The organism is Neisseria viridiae, assembly GCF_962747995.1.
Lineage (GTDB): Bacteria > Pseudomonadota > Gammaproteobacteria > Burkholderiales > Neisseriaceae > Neisseria > Neisseria viridiae.
Map to the genome: position 1 here is coordinate 57,759 of NZ_CAUJAJ010000009.1, position 13,024 is coordinate 70,782.

The following is a 13,024-nucleotide window of genomic DNA, read 5'->3' on the forward strand; positions in this document are numbered from 1 at the left end:
AATAAAATTCCTTAAAATTTATTTCTTACCAGCAATCGCTTTACGCGGACCTTTGCGGGTACGCGCATTTGTACGAGTGCGTTGACCGCGGCATGGTAAGCCGCGACGATGACGGAAGCCACGATAGCAGCCCATGTCCATCAATCGCTTGATACTCATAGTTACTTCACGACGCAAATCACCTTCTACTTCATACTTGGCAACTTGATCACGTAAAGCATCTAATTGAGTCTCGTCCAAATCTTTTGCTTTAGTATCAGGCGCAATATTTGCAGCCTCACAAATCAATTTAGCACGAGTAGCACCAATACCGTAAATAGCCTGAAGACCAATTACGATGTGTGCGTTATTAGGGATATTTACCCCTGCAATACGAGCCATATTTTTTCCTTTTTAGGGCAAAGTGTGTCACTATATCACAGAATCACATTAAAAGAAATATTCCATTAACCTTGACGCTGTTTGTGACGGGGATCAGTACAAATTACACGAACTACACGATTTCGACGAATAATCTTGCAATTTCGGCAAATTTTCTTAACAGATGGTTGTACACGCATTTTATTTTCCTTTTATTGGTTTATCTTGCTCTGAAAACAATTCGAGCCCTAGTTAGATCATAAGGTGTCAGCTCTACTGTGACCTTATCTCCCGGAGAAATACGAATGTAATGCATCCGCATCTTCCCAGAAATATGACCCAATACAATATGGTCATTCTCAAGTTTTACTTTAAATGTTGCATTAGGTAAAGTTTCAAGAATTTCACCTTGCATTTGGATAGTATCTTCTTTCGCCATAATTCTATTTCCGAGAAAATGATTTCATTTCTGAACGAGTCATTAACTTATCATACTGTTGAGTAAGCCTATACGAATTTATTTGTGTACTAAAATCCATCGTTACAACAACTAGAATCAACAAAGACGTGCCACCCAAATAAAAAGGTACATTTAAAACCGTAGTTAAGAACTCTGGAATTAAACAAATAGTTGTAATATAAAGAGCTCCAAACAATGTCAAACGTAATACAACTTTTTCTAAATACCTAGAGGTCTGCTCACCAGGTCTAATCCCAGGAACAAAAGCACCACTCTTTTTTAAATTCTCTGCCATTTCTTTAGGGCTAAAAAACAAAGCCGTATAAAAATAACAAAAGAAAATAACTGTCGCTGCAAATAAAGCCATATACAGCAATTGACCGTGTTGTAACAATCCAGCTATTTTGTGCAAAACACTATTTGTATCAGCCGAACCAAACCAACCTAAAAGAGTAGATGGAAATAGAATAATACTGGAAGCAAAAATTGGGGGAATAACACCAGCCATATTCAACTTGAAAGGCATATGCGTATTTTGACTACCCACCCCGCCATTAAACTGGCGTTTTGCATAATGAATAGGAATCTTCCGCTGTGCACTTTCAAAGTATACAACCAAATAAATTAATAATAAGGCACCAAATACAACAAGCAACGCCGTAAGCATACTCATAGAACCTTGGTTCGTCAGTGTAACCAGCTTTGCAATACCCGAAGGAATACCTGAAGCAATACCTGCCGTAATGATTAAAGAAATACCGTTCCCGATACCCCTTTCAGTAATTTGCTCCCCAAGCCACATAAGAAACATGGTTCCCGTTACCAAAGAAACTACCGTGGAAACATGAAACTCAAATGAACTTGTTACAACAACTCCTTGCTGAAATACGAAAGATGCAACACCTAGACTTTGAAGAATTGCTAACAAAACAGTACCATACCTAGTATATTTCGTAATTACCTTTCTACCAGCCTCCCCTTCTTTTTTTAAAGCTTTCAATGATGGCAAAATTTCAGAAGCGAGCTGTACAATAATAGAAGCTGAAATATATGGCATGATTCCTATTGCAAATATACTAAAGCGCTCTAACGACCCACCGGAAAACATATTCAACATTCCCAGGATGCCGTTTCCAGCGCTTTCGTATAATTTAGCTAAAGCAACAGCATCAACTCCAGGTACGGGTATATGGGCACCAATTCGAAAAACAATCAATGCCCCAAATAGAAACAAAAGACGTTTCTTAAGATCTCCAAACTTGGATAAACCTGATGACGTTTGTTGATTAGCCACAATATTAAACCTTACATTTCAATCTTACCACCAGCAGCCTCGATAGCAGCTCTCGCACCTTTGGTAACTTTAATACCCTTCAAAGTAACTGCCTTAAAAATTTCACCAGAAGCAATAACTTTAACATTAGAGACTGTAGATGCAATCAGACCTGCTTGCTTTAAGACCAAAATATCAATCTCATTAACAGTAATTGATTCCAGTTCACTTAAACGAAGCTGTGCATTAGCTGATGCTGTTAAAGATTTAAAACCTCTTTTAGGGAGGCGTCGTTGCAAGGGCATTTGACCACCCTCGAAACCCACCTTATGAAACCCACCAGACCGGCTCTTTTGACCTTTATGACCACGACCACCTGTCTTACCCAGGCCACTACCAATACCACGGCCTACACGACGACTAGCGTGAGTAGCACCCTCAGCAGGTTGAATAGTATTCAAAAACATATTAAGACTCCACTTTCAACAAGTAGCTGATTTTATTGATCATACCACGGTTTTCAGGGGTATCCAAAACCTCTACTGTATGCTCACGGCGACGCAAACCTAAGCCACGAGCACAAGCACGATGAGATTCAATTGTACCAATCAGGCTCTTAACCAATGTAACTTTAATCTTTTTTTGCTCAGTCATGGTTAGCTCCCAAAATATCTTCTACTGTCAAACCACGTTTAGCAGCAATATCAGCAGGGGTATACAGTTTAGACAAACCGTCCAATGTAGCACGTACAATATTGTAAGGGTTAGTAGAACCATGCACTTTGGCTGAGATATTATGGATACCCATAGCATCAAATACTAAACGCATTGGACCACCAGCTTTTACACCGCTACCTTCTTTAGCAGGTTGCATAAATACTTTAGTAGCGCCATGACGACCAATAACTTCATGATGAATCGTACCATTTTTCAAAGGTACTTTAATCATAGAGCGGCGTGCTTGATCCATTGCTTTTTGAACAGCAACTGGCACTTCTTTTGATTTACCCTTACCCATACCGATGCGACCATCGCCATCACCAACAACAGTCAGTGCAGAGAAAGCCATAATACGGCCACCTTTAACTACTTTAGTCACGCGATTAACTGCGACCATCTTTTCAATCAGGCCGTCACCGCGTTCTTCAATTTCATGTTTTGCCATCTGAAAGTCTCCAAATATTAGAAGCTTAAACCATTTTCACGTGCAGCTTCAGCCAAAGCTTTCACACGACCGTGATATTGGAAACCTGAACGGTCAAAAGCAACTTTTTCAACACCTACTGCTTTAGCTTTTTCAGCAATACGCTTACCAACTACAGCTGCTGCTTCAACGTTGCTACCTGATTTCAGGCTACTACGTACTTCAGCTTCCAATGTAGAGGCTTGAGCCAATACTTTATCACCTTCAGCACTAATTACTTGAGCATAAATATGATTATTGCTGCGGAACACACATAATCTTACCATTTTCAAGTCCGCAATACGCGCACGGGTTTTGCGTGCACGACGGAGTCGGGTTGTATGTTTATCCATTAGTGAACCTCAATTATTTTTTCTTGGCTTCTTTCATCACTACTACTTCACCTACATAACGAACACCTTTGCCTTTATAAGGCTCAGGAGAACGGAATGCACGAATTTCAGCAGCGACTTGGCCAACCACTTGTTTATCTGCACCAGTCAAAACGATTTCTGTTTGGCTAGGAGTTTGAACAGAAACACCTTCAGGCATTTCATATACGATTGGATGAGAGAAACCCAAAGATAAGTTCAAAACTTTGCCTTGCGCTTGGGCACGATAACCCACACCAATCAATTGAAGTTTTTTCTCAAAACCTTCAGAAACACCCTTAACCATGTTATTAACCAATGCACGAGCAGTACCAGACATAGCATTAGCCTGTTTACTGTCATTTTTTGCAGCAAAAGTCAATTTACCATCGTTTAGTTCAATAGCAACATCGGAATGCAAAGGAAAGGACAGTTCGCCATGTTTACCTTTGATTACCAATGCATCTGTTCCGAATTTTACTTCTACACCAGCAGGAACAGTCACTGGGTTTTTTGCGACGCGTGACATTTACATTTCTCCACTAGGCTACGATGCACAACAACTCACCACCAACACCCTCAGAACGGGCTTTGCGATCAGTCATCACACCTTTAGAAGTACTAACAATAGCGACACCCAAGCCATTCATTACGCTAGGGATCTCGCTTGATGCTTTGTAAATACGCAAACCAGGACGTGAAACACGTTTAATTTGCTCAATCACAGGGCGACCTGCATAGTATTTCAATTGAATTTCCAATACCGGTTTTGCATCAGCAGAAACCGTAAAATCCTCGATATAGCCTTCATCTTTCAGAACTTTTGCAATTGCACATTTCAATTTTGAAGAAGGCATGGCAACAGTTGCTTTATTAGCACGTTGCGCATTGCGAATACGAGTCAACATATCGGAAATAGGATCATGCATACTCATTATTTATACTCCTATTACCAGCTAGCTTTAACAACACCGGGAATCTCGCCACGCATAGCGATTTCACGGATTTTAATACGACCCAAACCAAATTTACGGAAAGTGCCACGAGGACGACCTGTTAAAGCACAACGACGACGTTGACGTACAGGTGCTGCATTACGCGGAATGGATTGAAATTTCAAACGTGCTTCAAAGCGTTCTTCTTCAGTCGCATTAGCATCATTAATAACAGCGAAAATTGCCTCACGTTTAGCTGCAAACTTTTTCGCCAATGCTTGACGTTTCAGCTCACGATTAATAAGTGCTTTCTTAGCCATAATTATCCTTTAAACGGAAACTTGAACAGTGACAACAAAGCTTTCGCTTCTTCATCAGTTTTTGCAGTAGTTGTAATAGTAATATTCAAACCACGCAAAGCATCAATTTTATCGTACTCAATTTCCGGAAAAATGATTTGTTCGCGAACACCCATATTGTAATTACCACGACCATCAAATGACTTACCGCTTACACCACGAAAATCTCGAACACGAGGCAATGCAATAGTAATCAAACGGTCCAAAAATTCAAACATTTGATCACGGCGCAAAGTAACTTTACAACCGACAGGGTAGTTGTCACGAATTTTAAAACCAGCAATAGATTTACGGGCTACAGTTACAACAGGTTTCTGACCGGCAATTTTTTCCAAATCAGACACAGCGTGTTCCATTACTTTCTTATCAGCAACCGCTTCGCCAACACCCATATTTAAAGTAATCTTTTCAATACGAGGCACTTCCATAACCGATTTGTAACCAAACTGTTTAACCAACTCAGGAACAACAGTACTTTTATAAAACTCTCTCAAACGAGCCATGTTATCTCCTTATGCTCCAATGATAGAGCCATTAGATTTGAAGAAACGAACGCGCTTAATTTTGCCTTCAGTTTCAATCAATTTAATACCAACACGGTCTGCTTTGTTTGTCTCGGGATTCAGAATTGCAACATTAGAAATATCCAAAGGCATTTCTTTTACAATAATACCACCCTCAACTCCGCGCATTGGATTCGGCTTCTGATGACGCTTAACAACATTTACACCAGAAACAATTACCTTACCACCAAGTACACGGATGACCTGACCCCGCTTACCCTTGTCTTTACCTGCGATAACAACAACTTGATCGCCTTTAACAATCTTATTCATTCCACCACCCCTTACAATACTTCAGGAGCCAATGAAACGATTTTCATAAATCGCTCAGTACGCAGCTCACGAGTTACAGGACCAAAAATACGAGTACCCAGAGGTTCGAGCTTATTATTTAACAACACAGCAGCATTGTTATCAAACTTAATCAAAGCCCCATCAGGACGACGAACACCTTTTGCAGTACGAACAACAACAGCATTGTAAACATCGCCCTTCTTGACACGACCACGCGGAGCCGCATCTTTAATTGCAACTTTAATAATATCGCCAACCGAAGCATAGCGACGCTTAGACCCACCCAATACCTTGATACACATTACTCTACGCGCACCAGAGTTATCAGCCACATCTAAGATGGTCTGCATTTGAATCATGTTATTACCTTTAAATTAACCAACTTAATTTACCACTTTCAGATAACTTACAGCAAAGCCGCTGCTTATTAAATGAAACCTTACGGTTCAAGTAAACCAGTCTTGGACCCCGAAAGGGAAGAAACTTCCAGAAGAAACTGAAAGACAGGAAACGAAGTTTACACGCAAATTAAATTTGCTGCAATACTTCGTTTCCCATTTCAAGCACGTTGCTTTAATTCTTAAACAGAACGTGCTTTCTCAACCAGCTCACTGACAATCCAAGATTTAGTTTTTGATAATGGACGGGATTCCGATATAACAACTACATCACCAATTCCATATTGATTATTTTCATCATGGGCATGGATTTTAGTAGATAATCGAATAATCTTACCATACAGCGGATGTTTTACTTTACGCTCAACCAATACTGTTACGGTTTTATCCATTTTGTCGCTTACTACTTTGCCTTGCAAAGTACGAACATTTTTAGTTTCGCTCATTACTTAGCACCTTTTTCAGTTAAAACGGTTTTAATACGAGCAATATCGCGACGTACACGTTTCAATTCACTTGGTTTGCCTAATTGACCAGTAGCGTTTTGCATACGTAAGCCAAACTGAGCTTTCAACAAGTCCAACAAATCTGCATTCAACTGCTCAACGGATTTGTCTTTCAATTCATTTGCTTTCATTATTGACCCACCTGTCTTACTACAAAGGTTGTAGGAATAGGCAATTTGGCAGCAGCCAACTCGAATGCTTCACGAGCCAGTTCCTCTGGAACGCCATCCATTTCATACAACACTTTACCTGGTTTAATTTCGGCAATGTAATATTCCACGTTACCTTTACCGCCACCCATACGAACTTGAATAGGCTTTTCAGTAATCGGTTTATCAGGGAATACACGAATCCAAATACGACCACCACGTTTGATGTGACGGGTCATTGTACGACGAGCAGCTTCGATTTGACGGGCAGTCAAACGACCACGACCTACGGCTTTCAAGCCGAACTCACCGAAACTTACCTTATTACCGCGAGTAGCGATGCCGGTATTACGACCCTTTTGTTGCTTACGGTATTTCAGTCTAGTTGGCTGCAGCATTACGTCTACCTGCCTTTCTTTGTTTACTCTCATGTTCGGGTTTGGAAGATTTAATATTGCCTTCCGTATAAACCCAAACTTTCAGACCCAATACACCATATGTGGTGTGTGCTTCGCTGGTTGCATAATCTACATTTGCACGTAAAGTATGCAGTGGCACGCGACCTTCACGATACCATTCGCTACGGGCAATATCCGCACCATTCAGACGGCCTGAAGTCATAATCTTAATGCCTTTAGCACCAGAACGCATTGCATTTTGCATTGCTCGTTTCATAGCACGACGGAATTGAACGCGTTTTTCCAACTGCTGGGCAATTCCGTCAGCAATAATTTGAGCATCCAACTCAGGACGGCGGATCTCTTCAATATTTACATGAACAGGCACACCCATCAAGGCTTGCAAGTCACGTTTCAAAACTTCGATATCCTCACCTTTTTTACCGATAACCACACCCGGACGAGCGGAGTGAATGGTAATGCGTGCAGATTTAGCAGGACGCTCGATCACTACGCGACCAACTGAAGCATTAGCCAATTTTTGACGCAAATAATTGCGAACATCGATATCCTGCTTCAAAACAGTAGAAAAGTCGGTGCTTTTAGCAAACCATTTTGAAGCCCAGTCTTTAGTTACCGCCAGGCGAAAGCCTGTAGGGTTAATCTTTTGTCCCATAGCTTTTCCTTAGTTACCCACTGTCACATTGATATGACAAGTTTGTTTTTCGATGCGGTTACCGCGACCCTTGGCGCGAGCTTGAAAACGTTTCAAGCTTGGACCTTTGTCAACAAAGATAGTTACCACTTTCAGTTCATCAATGTCCGCACCGTTATTATGCTCGGCATTAGCAATAGCTGACTCCAATACTTTTTTGATCAGCTCGGCACCTTTTTTAGGACTGAAAGCCAAAATATTCAAAGCTTGGGCAACGTCTTTACCACGAATCAAATCAGCTACCAAACGAGCCTTTTGAGCAGAGATACGGGCATTTTTATGTTGTGCATTTACTCTCATGATTCACCTTATTTCTTTTTAGCCTTTTTATCGGCCAGGTGGCCTTTAAAGGTACGGGTCAATGAGAATTCGCCTAATTTATGACCAACCATATTGTCGCTGATAAACACAGGCACATGGGTGCGACCGTTGTGCACGGCAATGGTCAGACCGATAAAATCAGGCAGAATGGTAGAACGACGAGACCAAGTTTTAATCGGGCGTTTGTCGTTGCTTGCGCGAGCAGCATCTACTTTTTTCAGCAAATGCAGGTCTACATATGGGCCTTTTTTCAATGAACGAGCCATACTAATTAACCTTTATTTGAGTAACGGCGACGAACAATCATGTTATCCGTGCGTTTGTTATTACGAGTGCGGTAGCCTTTAGCAGGAGTACCCCATGGGCTAACCGGTTCGCGAGCTTCACCGGTACGACCTTCACCACCACCATGCGGGTGATCGACAGGGTTCATGACAACACCACGAACGGTCGGACGAATACCGCGCCAACGATTGGCACCGGCTTTACCGATTTTTTTCAGGCTTTGCTCTTCGTTACCGACTTCACCGATGGTTGCACGGCAATCTACGTTGATTTTACGAACTTCGCCAGAGCGCAGACGGACTTGAGCGTATGCGCCTTCTTTAGCCAGCAATACCGCAGAAGCACCGGCAGAACGTGCAATTTGCGCACCTTTACCAGGCTTCATTTCAATACAGTGGATAGTCGTACCAACGGGGATGTTGCGGATCGGCAGGGTGTTACCTACTTTGATAGCAGCTTCAGCACCGGAAACCAATACAGCACCGGCTTGAATACCGCGAGGAGCGATGATGTAGCGACGCTCGCCGTCTGCATAGCACAACAGTGCAATGAAGGCAGTACGGTTAGGATCGTATTCAATACGCTCTACTTTTGCAGGGATACCGTCTTTGTTACGTTTAAAGTCTACAACACGGTAATGGTGTTTATGACCGCCGCCTTTGTGACGGGTGGTGATATGACCATTATGGTTACGACCGGCAGTAGAATTTTTCTTTTCGAGCAAAGGTGCATAAGGCGCACCTTTATGCAAACCTTCTGTTACCACGCGAACCATGCCGCGACGGCCTGCAGAAGTTGGCTTCATTTTAACAATTGCCATTTTGTTTATTCCTTATCTGCAGCTGCAGCAGCGGCTTCCAAATCCAACTCTTGACCGGCAGCCAAGCTTACATAAGCTTTTTTAACATCGCTGCGGCGGCCCAAAGTACGACCAAAACGCTTAGTTTTACCTTTAGTGGTAACGGTAGTTACAGAAGCAACTTGAACACCGAACAGCAGCTCGACAGCCGCTTTGATTTCAGGTTTGGTTGCATTTGCCAAAACTTTAAACGTCATTTGGTTGCGTTTTTCAGCCAATACGTTGCTTTTTTCAGAAACGATAGGTGCCAAAATCACTTGAGTCAAACGTTGTTGATTCATACCCATTGCTCCTCTAATTGTGCAACTGCATCTTTAGTGATGATTACTTTTTTGTAACGCAGCAAGCTGTAAGGATCAACTTGTTGAGCTTCCAAAACCAACACGTTTGGCAAGTTGCGTGAAGCCAAGTAAACATTCTCGTCGAGCTGTTTGGTTACAAACAGCACTTGCTCCAAACCCAAGTTTTTCACTTGTTCGGCAAAAACTTTGGTTTTAGGAGTTTCGGCAGTCAACGCCTCAATCGCAAACAAACGCTCGTCACGCGCCAATTGGGACAAAATAGTCGCCATACCGGCACGGTACATTTTACGGTTTACTTTTTGAGTGAAGTTTTCGTCGGGCTTGTTCGGGAACGCGCGACCGCCTTTACGCCACAGCGGAGAAGAAGTCATACCGGAACGGGCACGGCCGGTACCTTTTTGACGCCATGGTTTTTTGGTTGAGTGTTTTACTTCGGCACGGTTTTTTTGAGCGCGGTTACCGGAGCGGGCGTTTGCCAAGTAGGCATTTACCAGCTGATGAACCAACGCTTCATTGTATTCGCGGGCGAACAAAGCATCAGAAACAGACAGGCTGCCTGAAACTTGTCCTTTAGCGTCAATTACTTTCAATTCCATTACGCACCTACTTTCACGCTGGGACGAACTACAACATCGCTGTTGACCGCACCTGGAACAGCACCCTTGACCAACAGCAGTTGGCGTTCTGCATCAACACGGACAACTTCCAGTTTTTGAACAGTTGCTTTGGTGTTGCCGTATTGGCCGGCCATGCGTTTACCGGGGAATACGCGGCCCGGGTCTTGCGCCATACCGATAGAACCCGGAACACGGTGAGAACGGGAGTTACCGTGGGAAGTACGTTGGGCACCGAAGTTATGACGTTTGATCGTACCGGAGAAACCTTTACCTTTAGAGGTACCGGTTACATCAACCAGTTGACCGACTTCAAACATAGAAACGGTGATTTCGTCACCGGCTTTCAATTCAGCCAGTTTTTCTTCAGTCAAAGCAAATTCGACCAAACCGCGACCGGCTTCAACACCTGCTTTTGCAAAATGCCCGGCTTCGGCTTTGTTGACACGATTGGCTTTTTTCTGACCAAAGGTAACTTGAACGGCGGTATAACCGTCAGTATCTTTGGATTTTACTTGTGTAACGCGGTTGGCAGACATATCCAAAACGGTTACCGGAACAGAAACACCCTGTTCGTCGAACACACGGGTCATACCAACTTTGCGTCCAACCAGACCTAAAGTCATGATTATTTTCCTTTTAAAGTAAAGGGACAGGCTACGATTGGCCTGTCTTTCAGACAAAGTTAAACTTGGCACAAATGTACCAAGCTCGGCATTATATCTGACAAGTCAAAGAAATATCAACAGAAATATCAGAAATATCTTCAATATGCCGTCTGAAGCGTTTTGAATCTTCAGACAGCATAGGGTCGAGCTATTTTAAAGGATCGGTATCCGATTATCGCGGCGTATGCATCTTTCTCCGACAAACCGGAATATGGTTGATGACTGCATCCATTATTTCTTCGAGATGGTAGTTTTCGTATGCCGAATAGTAAACGGGTTTGGAAATCTGCAAACCTGTCGCTTCCAGAATCCTTTTTTGTACCGATTCGGCCTTCTCGTCTAGAAACTGTTGCAAAGCCGGCTGCGGCTGATACAGCACCTTATCCCAATAACGTCCTTTCATCGCCATATCCGCCTGATTAATCGCAACAATAACCCTATCCGGATCAATCATTTTAAGGATAACGTCCCTCAATAAATCATAAGCCGTACCCAAATCGCGGGAGCTGCCGTCAAGGATAACGAACACCAAATCTATCCAGCCCCACTGCCCATCCGAATGAGTGTAGGTTTTGGACAGGACATCAATCAGTTTTTTCCGATGGGCGCGGTCAGCCTCCTTCCCGTCGCCCAAGCCTGCGCTGTCCCAAAACCGCAACACATCGTTCAGCATATAGCTTTCGACTAATTGCGTTTCAGGATCCACGCCTGTACCTACCTTGGCTTTTTGTTCGCCAAACAAGGCATTTAAGGTTGAGGACTTGCCGACACCTGTCGCACCGACAAGCAAGACATCCAGAGGACGGAAACCGGCTGCTGCGACTTTTTGCCCGATTTCAGAAATTCGGTAACGATGCATATACGCTCCTATCAGCTAAACCAAGAGGTAAACGTGCTAATCGCCCCTCTAATCATCCCTCCAATCGCTCTTGCAGCACTATCAATCAGAGTCCCGACACCGCTCGCTATCGTTGAAACAGCTTCTTTAACCACGCCTCCCGCAGCCCCCAATATTTTCTCCAGCGCACTGCCGATACTGCTGTCGATTTCTTGCCGCTCCTCCTGTTTGCGGCGGCTGGTATCTCGTTCGATTTCTTCCACATTGATCTTCTCTGCCACAATCACTCGTTTTTCAGACGGCATAGCAGTAATGATGTAACGCAACAGGCGGGTTATGTTATAGGGACGCTGCTCCTCATCCTCACTCTTAAAGCCTGCTGAAAAATAAATCGGATTGACCGTAACTCCGGTAGCTTCCTGAATGCGCTTGCGCGTCGAACACACTTTCTCCTCCAAAAAGTTTTCCAAGGCGGCGTTCGGACGGCCGGCTTCCGCATCCCAATTTCGCCCTTTCATCGCCATATCACACTGATTAATCGCAACAAGCAACCGGTCTGTACGACCTTCCCCGCTCTTCTTCAATGTATTGATGATGACATTGTTAATCAGTTCGTATGATGTCCCCAAGTCTCTGGAACCGCCGTCAAGCAGCACCAAAACCAAGTCGATGACGGCATTGCCGTTACTGTCTTTCTCCAACAGCTTATTGATGATATTTCGCCGGTGCCGTTGGTCTGCCTTCTCTCCGTCACCCAAGCCCGGACTATCCCAAATCGTCATATTCTCCAATTCATATTTGGCAATATCCATAGTTTCAGGATCTACACCCACGCCTACTTTTGCGACTTCCTTTACCGGCCCATCGCTCTTTCCCGTTGCCTGATCTATGCTGAACAAGGCATTGATGGTGGATGATTTTCCGCAACCGGTGGCTCCGGTAATCAAAATATTGACGTGCGTGTCCTGCAAGATCTTAACCGCCCGCTCCAAATCATGCCGTTCTTCCGAATTCAATTCTTTGTTGTTCAAAATATCTTTAAAGACATTAAGTAGGCTCATCATCTTTCCTTTATTTACTTGAGAATAAAACATCATCCATCCCTGGAATCAGATGGATGCTTCTGCCCAAACCAAGCCCGATTCTACCTTTCTTCGGGGGGGGGGGGGGGCA

26 protein-coding genes are annotated in these 13,024 nt (G+C 43.4%); all 26 read right to left on the reverse strand.

Features of this window, described 5'->3' with window-relative positions; all coding sequences use genetic code 11:
* Positions 1-18 precede the first annotated feature (18 nt).
* The 26 genes from rpsM to Q9J79_RS06825 all read right to left on the reverse strand — a co-directional run bounded on the left by rpsM (position 19) and on the right by Q9J79_RS06825 (position 12,945).
* On the reverse strand, positions 19-381 hold the full coding sequence (rpsM, locus tag Q9J79_RS06700) for a 30S ribosomal protein S13 (protein ID WP_002215453.1): 363 nt from the start codon (positions 379-381) through the stop codon (positions 19-21).
* A gap of 65 nt (positions 382-446) precedes the next feature.
* Positions 447-560: a 50S ribosomal protein L36 gene (gene rpmJ / locus Q9J79_RS06705; RefSeq protein ID WP_003697674.1), complete on the reverse strand. Its 114-nt coding sequence runs from the start codon at positions 558-560 to the stop codon at positions 447-449.
* A gap of 20 nt (positions 561-580) precedes the next feature.
* Positions 581-799 (reverse strand): translation initiation factor IF-1, encoded by a 219-nt coding sequence (gene infA / locus Q9J79_RS06710; RefSeq protein ID WP_002215452.1) that lies wholly within the window; start codon positions 797-799, stop codon positions 581-583.
* Between the two features lie 4 nt (positions 800-803).
* Positions 804-2,114 carry a preprotein translocase subunit SecY gene (gene secY, locus Q9J79_RS06715; RefSeq protein ID WP_301669754.1) on the reverse strand — a complete coding sequence of 437 codons (1,311 nt, stop codon included), beginning with the start codon at positions 2,112-2,114 and terminating at the stop codon, positions 804-806.
* A gap of 11 nt (positions 2,115-2,125) precedes the next feature.
* On the reverse strand, positions 2,126-2,560 hold the full coding sequence (rplO, locus tag Q9J79_RS06720) for a 50S ribosomal protein L15 (RefSeq protein WP_301911765.1): 435 nt from the start codon (positions 2,558-2,560) through the stop codon (positions 2,126-2,128).
* A 1-nt stretch (position 2,561) separates the two neighbouring features.
* Positions 2,562-2,747 (reverse strand): 50S ribosomal protein L30, encoded by a 186-nt coding sequence (rpmD, locus tag Q9J79_RS06725; protein ID WP_003684808.1) that lies wholly within the window; start codon positions 2,745-2,747, stop codon positions 2,562-2,564.
* On the reverse strand, positions 2,740-3,258 hold the full coding sequence (gene rpsE / locus Q9J79_RS06730; RefSeq protein WP_003684704.1) for a 30S ribosomal protein S5: 519 nt from the start codon (positions 3,256-3,258) through the stop codon (positions 2,740-2,742). The genes rpmD and rpsE overlap by 8 nt, the downstream gene beginning before the upstream one ends.
* 17 nt (positions 3,259-3,275) lie before the next feature.
* Complete coding sequence (gene rplR / locus Q9J79_RS06735) at positions 3,276-3,629, reverse strand: 50S ribosomal protein L18 (RefSeq protein ID WP_003749287.1); 354 nt, start codon at positions 3,627-3,629, stop codon at positions 3,276-3,278.
* A 13-nt stretch (positions 3,630-3,642) separates the two neighbouring features.
* A complete protein-coding gene (gene rplF, locus Q9J79_RS06740) occupies positions 3,643-4,176 on the reverse strand; it encodes a 50S ribosomal protein L6 (RefSeq protein WP_003749285.1) in 534 nt (177 codons plus the stop codon).
* A gap of 13 nt (positions 4,177-4,189) precedes the next feature.
* Positions 4,190-4,582, reverse strand: a complete 393-nt coding sequence (gene rpsH / locus Q9J79_RS06745; protein WP_003749283.1) for a 30S ribosomal protein S8 — start codon at positions 4,580-4,582, stop codon at positions 4,190-4,192.
* A 14-nt stretch (positions 4,583-4,596) separates the two neighbouring features.
* Positions 4,597-4,902, reverse strand: coding sequence for a 30S ribosomal protein S14 (rpsN, locus tag Q9J79_RS06750; RefSeq protein WP_003684736.1), 306 nt, complete (start codon positions 4,900-4,902; stop codon positions 4,597-4,599).
* A gap of 2 nt (positions 4,903-4,904) precedes the next feature.
* Complete coding sequence (gene rplE, locus Q9J79_RS06755; protein ID WP_003749807.1) at positions 4,905-5,444, reverse strand: 50S ribosomal protein L5; 540 nt, start codon at positions 5,442-5,444, stop codon at positions 4,905-4,907.
* A gap of 9 nt (positions 5,445-5,453) precedes the next feature.
* Positions 5,454-5,777 carry a 50S ribosomal protein L24 gene (gene rplX, locus Q9J79_RS06760; protein WP_107819966.1) on the reverse strand — a complete coding sequence of 108 codons (324 nt, stop codon included), beginning with the start codon at positions 5,775-5,777 and terminating at the stop codon, positions 5,454-5,456.
* Between the two features lie 11 nt (positions 5,778-5,788).
* Complete coding sequence (gene rplN, locus Q9J79_RS06765; protein ID WP_003749804.1) at positions 5,789-6,157, reverse strand: 50S ribosomal protein L14; 369 nt, start codon at positions 6,155-6,157, stop codon at positions 5,789-5,791.
* A 221-nt stretch (positions 6,158-6,378) separates the two neighbouring features.
* Positions 6,379-6,642: a 30S ribosomal protein S17 gene (rpsQ, locus tag Q9J79_RS06770; protein WP_107819967.1), complete on the reverse strand. Its 264-nt coding sequence runs from the start codon at positions 6,640-6,642 to the stop codon at positions 6,379-6,381.
* Positions 6,642-6,833 carry a 50S ribosomal protein L29 gene (gene rpmC / locus Q9J79_RS06775; RefSeq protein WP_002215432.1) on the reverse strand — a complete coding sequence of 64 codons (192 nt, stop codon included), beginning with the start codon at positions 6,831-6,833 and terminating at the stop codon, positions 6,642-6,644. Before rpmC ends, rpsQ begins: the two co-directional genes overlap by 1 nt.
* Complete coding sequence (gene rplP, locus Q9J79_RS06780; protein WP_003749802.1) at positions 6,833-7,249, reverse strand: 50S ribosomal protein L16; 417 nt, start codon at positions 7,247-7,249, stop codon at positions 6,833-6,835. Before rplP ends, rpmC begins: the two co-directional genes overlap by 1 nt.
* On the reverse strand, positions 7,233-7,925 hold the full coding sequence (gene rpsC, locus Q9J79_RS06785) for a 30S ribosomal protein S3 (protein WP_003749800.1): 693 nt from the start codon (positions 7,923-7,925) through the stop codon (positions 7,233-7,235). Before rpsC ends, rplP begins: the two co-directional genes overlap by 17 nt.
* Positions 7,926-7,934: 9 nt before the next feature.
* Positions 7,935-8,264 (reverse strand): 50S ribosomal protein L22, encoded by a 330-nt coding sequence (gene rplV, locus Q9J79_RS06790; protein WP_002215424.1) that lies wholly within the window; start codon positions 8,262-8,264, stop codon positions 7,935-7,937.
* 8 nt (positions 8,265-8,272) lie between these two features.
* Positions 8,273-8,551 (reverse strand): 30S ribosomal protein S19, encoded by a 279-nt coding sequence (gene rpsS / locus Q9J79_RS06795; protein WP_002215422.1) that lies wholly within the window; start codon positions 8,549-8,551, stop codon positions 8,273-8,275.
* 5 nt (positions 8,552-8,556) lie between these two features.
* On the reverse strand, positions 8,557-9,390 hold the full coding sequence (gene rplB, locus Q9J79_RS06800; RefSeq protein WP_003707139.1) for a 50S ribosomal protein L2: 834 nt from the start codon (positions 9,388-9,390) through the stop codon (positions 8,557-8,559).
* A 5-nt stretch (positions 9,391-9,395) separates the two neighbouring features.
* Positions 9,396-9,710 carry a 50S ribosomal protein L23 gene (gene rplW, locus Q9J79_RS06805; RefSeq protein ID WP_002231529.1) on the reverse strand — a complete coding sequence of 105 codons (315 nt, stop codon included), beginning with the start codon at positions 9,708-9,710 and terminating at the stop codon, positions 9,396-9,398.
* A complete protein-coding gene (gene rplD / locus Q9J79_RS06810) occupies positions 9,707-10,327 on the reverse strand; it encodes a 50S ribosomal protein L4 (protein ID WP_049228594.1) in 621 nt (206 codons plus the stop codon). Before rplD ends, rplW begins: the two co-directional genes overlap by 4 nt.
* Positions 10,327-10,971, reverse strand: coding sequence for a 50S ribosomal protein L3 (rplC, locus tag Q9J79_RS06815; RefSeq protein WP_107863395.1), 645 nt, complete (start codon positions 10,969-10,971; stop codon positions 10,327-10,329). Before rplC ends, rplD begins: the two co-directional genes overlap by 1 nt.
* 214 nt (positions 10,972-11,185) lie before the next feature.
* On the reverse strand, positions 11,186-11,872 hold the full coding sequence (locus Q9J79_RS06820) for a GTPase family protein (RefSeq protein WP_301911764.1): 687 nt from the start codon (positions 11,870-11,872) through the stop codon (positions 11,186-11,188).
* Between the two features lie 11 nt (positions 11,873-11,883).
* Positions 11,884-12,945 (reverse strand): GTPase family protein, encoded by a 1,062-nt coding sequence (locus Q9J79_RS06825; protein WP_301911763.1) that lies wholly within the window; start codon positions 12,943-12,945, stop codon positions 11,884-11,886.
* Positions 12,946-13,024: the final 79 nt, after the last annotated feature.